Consider the following 5780-nt stretch of genomic DNA (forward strand, 5'->3'; position numbering starts at 1 on the left):
GAGAGGGCAGAGAGCAGGGACCGATTCACGCCTAGTCGTCATCCATGGCGTCGCTGCGCGTCTCGTTTTCCGGTGTCACCTCTTCCGCCTCCTTCTCGCCGCGCAGGCCGAGATAGGCGCCGTGGCGCACATGCCCTTCGGCGGTCAACTCCGCGAACTCGATTTCCGCCACAAGTTTCGGCGTAACCCAGGCAGCATCCCGCGCGATCGCCCCCGGCACATCTTCGAAAGGAGCGGTCTTGCGGGAAAGGCTCTTCAACTTGCCGCCCAGCCGGTCGAGTTCATCCGCCGAAAACCCTGTCCCGGCGCGGCCACGATAGCACAGACGCCCGTCATCCGCATATTGTCCGAGCAACAGCGAGGCGAAGGCGCGGCCCCTTTTCGAAGAGGGCGAATAACCGCCGATGACGAACTCCTGCCGCTTGCCGCACTTGACCTTGCGCCAGCTTTTTGTGCGGCTGTGGCGATAGGGCGCATCGGCCTTCTTGGAGACGATGCCCTCGCCGCCGGCCTTGCAGATCTTCTCGAGAATGTCGCCGCCATTGCCCTCGACCCAGGCCGAAACCCGCACCTTGCCCTCTTCGAGGTCAAGCGGCGCAAGCGCCTCCTCAAGCACCGCCTTGCGCTCAAGAAGGGGGCAGTCGGTCAGCGACCTGCCATTGTGCTCGAGGATGTCGAACACATAATAGAGGAGCGGCGCGCCGTCATGAAGCGCCGCCTGCAACGCGGAAAAGGCCGAGCCGTTTTTGGGAACATCGGCCGCCATGATCTCGCCGTCGAGCAACAGGCTCTCGCCTTCCAGCGCGTCAAAGGCATCGGCAAGCGCCTGGTATTTGTCGGTCCAGTCCTGGCCCGAGCGGGTGAAGAAGCGCGGTCCGCCTTTGCCCACGGCGGCTATGCAGCGATAGCCGTCAAATTTGGTTTCGTGGATCCAGCCCTCGCCTTCCGGCACCGCGTCGTAGAGCGTGGCCAGTTCGGGCTTCCTGAATTTCGGCATTTTCCCGCTGGAAGATCCTGATTTCGACCCGGTCCTTTTCGGCTTCCCATCCTGTTCGATCGCGTCGAGCAAGCGCCCGGTCTTGACGCTGGTCTCAAAGGTGCCCGTCAGATGATCGGCCTCGTCGCCGGCCATGCCGTCGCGCTCCTTGATCAGCAGCCAGTTCTCGCGCCTTTCGCCCTTCCTGCCGCGCATGCGCACCAGCGCCCAGCCGCCGTTCATGCGTTCGCCCTTAAGGCAGAATTTCAGTTTGCCCTCGGAAAGTCCCTGTTCGGGGTCCCCGACCGGTTCCCATGTGCCGCGGTCCCAGACCATGACGGTGCCGCCGCCATACTGGTCCTTCGGGATCGTGCCTTCGAAGCCGGCATAGTCGAGCGGATGGTCCTCGGTGCGCACCGCCAGCCGCTTTTCCCGCGGATCGTCGCTCGGTCCGCGCGTCACCGCCCAGCTCAAGAGCGTGCCGCCCCATTCCAGCCGAAAGTCATAGTGAAGTCGGGAGGCATCGTGTTTCTGCACCACGAAGGAAAGCTTGTCCTTGCGGCTTTTCCTGCGGGTTCCGCGCCCAGGCTCCCCGGTTCGCGAAAAATCGCGGCGCGTCACGTATTCTGCAAGTCTGTCGATCTCGGCCATGTCATGATGCCTTTTTGCGTGCCGGTTTTCGGCTTGGCTTTGCCCTTCGCTCCGGATGAGGATTTTCCGCCGCCGGATTTCGTCCCCTCAAGGCTCTTCTTCAAGACGCCCATCAGGTCCACCACGTTCTCGCCGCCGCCGCCGCCGTCGCCGTGATCTGCCTTGGCGCGCGGCGTGCGGCGGTTCTTCTGCTTCTTCGCGAGCAGGTCTTCCAGCGCCTCGCGGTAATGATCCCGGAAATCCTCCGGGCTGAAAGCGGCGGTCTTCTTATCGATCAGCGAGGTTGCCACATCGAGAAGCTCGTCGTCGCTCGCCTCGTCCTCGATCGCGCTGAACAGCGGATCGGCATTGCGGATCTCGTCGGCATAATGCAGAGTCTCGAGCAGAAGTCCGTCGCCGCAGGGACGTACGGCCGCCAGATATTCCTTGCCGCGCATGGTCAGTTGCCCGAGCGCCGTCTTCTGCGAGCGCCGCAGCGCATCGCGGATCACGCGATAGGCATCCTCCGCCAGCTCGTCGGCCGGAACGATGTAGTAAGGCTTGTCGAAATAAATGGGCGGAATCTCGCAGGCCCCGACGAACTGGACGAGTTCGAAGGTCTTTTTCGTTTCGAGCCTGATTGCATCGATCTCTTCGGGATCAATCAGCACATATTCGCCGTCCTGCTCATACCCCTTGACGATATCATCCGGGTCAACCGGCCCCACACCTTCGGCCACCTTCTCGTAGCGGATGCGCTTTCCGGTCGGCTCGTGGATCTGTCGGAAGGACACGCTGGCCGAGCGGCGCGTCGCAGAGTGAAGCTCCACCGCTATCGACACCAGCGAAAGTCGCATCTGCCCTTTCCATATTGCCCGTGATGCCATGCCAGTCTCCCCAGCTCTTTGGCGATTCAACGGCCAGGCCGCGGCAATGTTCCCGGCAGCGAGACGGCGGTGCTGCGCGCCAGTTGCTTCTGAAGCGCAGGGCCTATGTGAAAGCGGCGGGCTGCCGGAGACCGACGCGTCCGGCTCTGTCCCCGCAGCGGCAATAACGGGTGCTCGCGGCGCGAGACGCGCGGCTCAAAACCGCGCATCACCGCCCCCTTTCCGCCCTATTTTGCGCTGCAAACCTTGCCCTCCAGCGCCCAAATCCGTATTGACTGTCGTCAATGAACCCCGGACCCGGTGAAACTCCGGGTGGCTCTTCCGGCCGCCGATCCGCCGGACAACCGTTGAAACTGTTTTCATGACCTCCCGGCCCGCACTTTGCCTGCCGGCCGCAAACAGATTTTCAGGGACCATTGATGAACACCAGACATTTTTCGCTCGCCCAGTACCGGCAGGAGTGGTTCGGCAATGTGCGCGCCGACACGCTTTCCGGCCTTGTCGTCGCCATGGCGCTCATTCCCGAAGCCATCGCCTTTTCCATCATCGCCGGCGTCGACCCCAAGGTCGGCCTGTTCGCCTCCTTCTCGATCGCCGTCATCATCGCCTTTGTCGGCGGCCGACCTGGCATGATTTCCGCCGCCACCGCCGCGACCGCCGTGCTGATGACGCCGCTGGTCGCCGGCCACGGGCTGGAATATCTGCTGGCGGCAACGGTGCTTGCCGGCGTCATCCAGGTTGTTTTCGGCCTCTTGAAGCTCGGCGCCCTCATGCGTTTCGTCTCGCGCTCGGTGATGACCGGTTTTGTCAACGCGCTGGCGATCCTGATCTTCATGGCGCAATTGCCGGAACTGACGGACGTGACCTTCGTGACCTATGTGCTGGTCGCAGGCGCGCTGGCGATCATCTACCTCCTGCCGCGCGTCACCAATGCCGTTCCCTCCCCGCTCGTCGCCATCGTCGTCATCACCGTGTTGACCATGATCTTCCAGTTCGACGTGCGCAATGTCGGCGACATGGGCGAACTGCCGGATGCTTTTCCGGTCTTCCATCTGCCGATGGTGCCGCTGACGCTTGAAACGCTGATGATCATCCTGCCCTATTCGCTGGCGGTAGCCGTCGTTGGCCTCCTGGAAAGTCTGATGACGGCGCAGCTCATCGACGACCTGACGGATACGCGCTCCAACCGCAACCAGGAATGCGCCGGCCAGGGCATCGCCAATTTCTGCACCGGCTTCATCGGCGGCATGGCCGGCTGCGCCATGATCGGCCAGTCGATGATCAACGTGAAATCCGGCGGTCGCGGACGGTTTTCGACCTTCATTGCCGGCGTTGTTCTTCTCATCCTCGTTGTCGTGCTGGACCAGTGGGTGCGCCAGATCCCGATGCCGGCGCTCGTCGCCGTGATGATCATGGTTTCGATCGGCACCTTCTCCTGGTCATCGATCAAGAACCTGAAGGACCACCCGCGCTCGTCCTCCGTCGTCATGATCTCGGTCGTCGCCGTCGTCGTCGCCACGCACAATCTCGCGATCGGGGTGCTGGTCGGCGTGCTCCTCTCCGGCATCTTCTTCGCCTGGAAGATCGCCCAGCTCTTCGGCGTGCGCTCCGAGCTTTCCGAAGATGGAACAGCGCGGACCTATCATGTCGAGGGCCAGTTGTTCTTCGCCTCGGTGGAGGATTTCAACGCTGCCTTCGATTTCCGCGAAGCACTGGAGAAGGTCGTCATTGACGTCTCGCGCGCCCACATTTGGGATATATCAAGCGTCGGAGCGCTCGATATGGTAGTGATGAAATTCAGGCGCGAGGGCGCCGAGGTCGAGATTGTCGGCCTCAACGAGGCGAGCGCGACCATTGTCGACCGGCTTGCCGTGCACGACAAGCCCGACGCGCTCGAAGACTTCATGAAAGAGGGGCATTAGGGAGATCAATCATGGATAAGCTGACAGCCTTTATCGATAGTTCGAACTATGCCGAAAGCGTGTGCGATCACGCTGCGTGGATTGCCGGCCAGCTCGGCCTTTCCGTGGAGCTCGTTCATGTGCTGGAGCGCAAGCAAGGCCATCATGCGCCGGCCGACCTTTCCGGTTCCATCGGCCTTGGCGCCCGCACCGCGCTTCTGGAAGAACTGGCCGAGCTTGACGCGCAGAACGCCAAGGTGGCGCAGAAACGCGGACGCCTGCTGCTCGAAGGCGCGCTCGAGCGGCTCGCTGCCGAGGGCGTGACCGAGGTCAAGACCCGGCTGCGCAACGGCGATTTCGTCGAGGCGGTCGAAGATGTCGGTGCGGATTCCCGCGTGATCGTCATCGGCAAGCGCGGCGAAGGGGCGGATTTTGCATCCGGTCATCTCGGCTCCAACCTGGAGCGCGCCGTCCGGTCCGCAAAGCAGCCGGTTTTTGTCGCCGCCCGCGCCTTCAAGCCGATCCACAAGGTTCTGGTCGCCTATGACGGCGGCCCGAGCGCCGACAAGGCGGTGGAGCGCGTGATCGGCAGCCGCATTCTCAAGGAAACGGACGCGACGCTTCTGACCGTCTGCAAGGAAGGCGATCCCATGGCCGGCAAGGCCGAGACCGCGCTGAAGCGGCTGCAGGATGCGGGCGTGACGGCGAAGCTCGTCATGCGCCCGGGCCATGCGGAAAAGGTCATCGAGGATGTGACGGCCGAGATTGGCGCCGACCTTCTGGTCATGGGTGCCTACGGGCATTCGCGAATCCGCGCGCTTGTCATCGGCTCGACCACAACGGCGGTCTTGCGCGCCTGCAAGATCCCCGTCTTCCTGGTGCGCTGACGCGCAGATCGCCATATATCGCCGATACGAAAAACCCTCCGGAACGCACGCTCCGGAGGGTTCTTTTCTTTCGCGGTCGCTGGTGACCGGTCGCGCGAAGCGAAATCAGGCGGCGCTGAGGTTTTCAGCGGCGCTCTTGCCGGTGCGGCGATCGGCGACGACTTCGAAGTTGACCTTCTGGCCTTCGGCCAGCGTGGTCATGCCGGAGCGCTCAACGGCAGAAATGTGAACGAAAACGTCCTTGCCGCCATCTTCCGGTTCGATAAAGCCGTAGCCCTTGGTGGAGTTGAAGAATTTTACAGTGCCGACGCTCATAACGATTTCCTTTCAAATCGTGCGTTCCAAGATCACATGATATCCATCATGCAGTGTCGTTCGATTTTGATAGGAAGACCGTTTCCAGCACTTTCGCGCAGACGTAACTTAGCAAACCAATTCGATGGGACTTTTGTTACGCGACAATCATGACCGGAGCAAGACGCTAAATTTTTATTTTTCA

General features: G+C 62.0%; 5 protein-coding genes and 1 other annotated feature. Of the genes, 2 read left to right on the plus strand and 3 right to left on the minus strand.

Annotated elements, in window-relative coordinates; translation table 11 throughout:
* Window positions 1–31 precede the first annotated feature (31 nt).
* Window positions 32–1627, minus strand: coding sequence for a non-homologous end-joining DNA ligase (gene ligD, locus AC5DC2_RS18065; RefSeq protein ID WP_491699477.1), 1596 nt, complete (start codon window positions 1625–1627; stop codon window positions 32–34).
* Window positions 1594–2493 carry a non-homologous end joining protein Ku gene (gene ku, locus AC5DC2_RS18070; protein WP_491699478.1) on the minus strand — a complete coding sequence of 300 codons (900 nt, stop codon included), beginning with the start codon at window positions 2491–2493 and terminating at the stop codon, window positions 1594–1596. Before ku ends, ligD begins: the two co-directional genes overlap by 34 nt.
* Window positions 2494–2783: 290 nt before the next feature.
* Window positions 2784–2839, plus strand: a sequence feature (sul1 is cis-regulatory element that is thought to sense ions involved in sulfur or methionine metabolism; They are found in Alphaproteobacteria).
* Between the two features lie 73 nt (window positions 2840–2912).
* Here ku and AC5DC2_RS18075 point away from each other — a divergent pair.
* Both AC5DC2_RS18075 and AC5DC2_RS18080 read left to right on the plus strand, forming a co-directional pair.
* Window positions 2913–4415 carry a SulP family inorganic anion transporter gene (locus AC5DC2_RS18075; RefSeq protein ID WP_024707770.1) on the plus strand — a complete coding sequence of 501 codons (1503 nt, stop codon included), beginning with the start codon at window positions 2913–2915 and terminating at the stop codon, window positions 4413–4415.
* An 11-nt stretch (window positions 4416–4426) separates the two neighbouring features.
* Window positions 4427–5281, plus strand: a complete 855-nt coding sequence (locus tag AC5DC2_RS18080) for a universal stress protein (RefSeq protein WP_024707769.1) — start codon at window positions 4427–4429, stop codon at window positions 5279–5281.
* 105 nt (window positions 5282–5386) lie between these two features.
* Here the strand turns inward: AC5DC2_RS18080 and AC5DC2_RS18085 are convergent, their stop codons facing one another.
* Window positions 5387–5596, minus strand: a complete 210-nt coding sequence (locus tag AC5DC2_RS18085; RefSeq protein WP_024707768.1) for a cold-shock protein — start codon at window positions 5594–5596, stop codon at window positions 5387–5389.
* Window positions 5597–5780 lie beyond the last annotated feature (184 nt).

The sequence above is a fragment of the Martelella sp. genome (assembly GCF_984369615.1).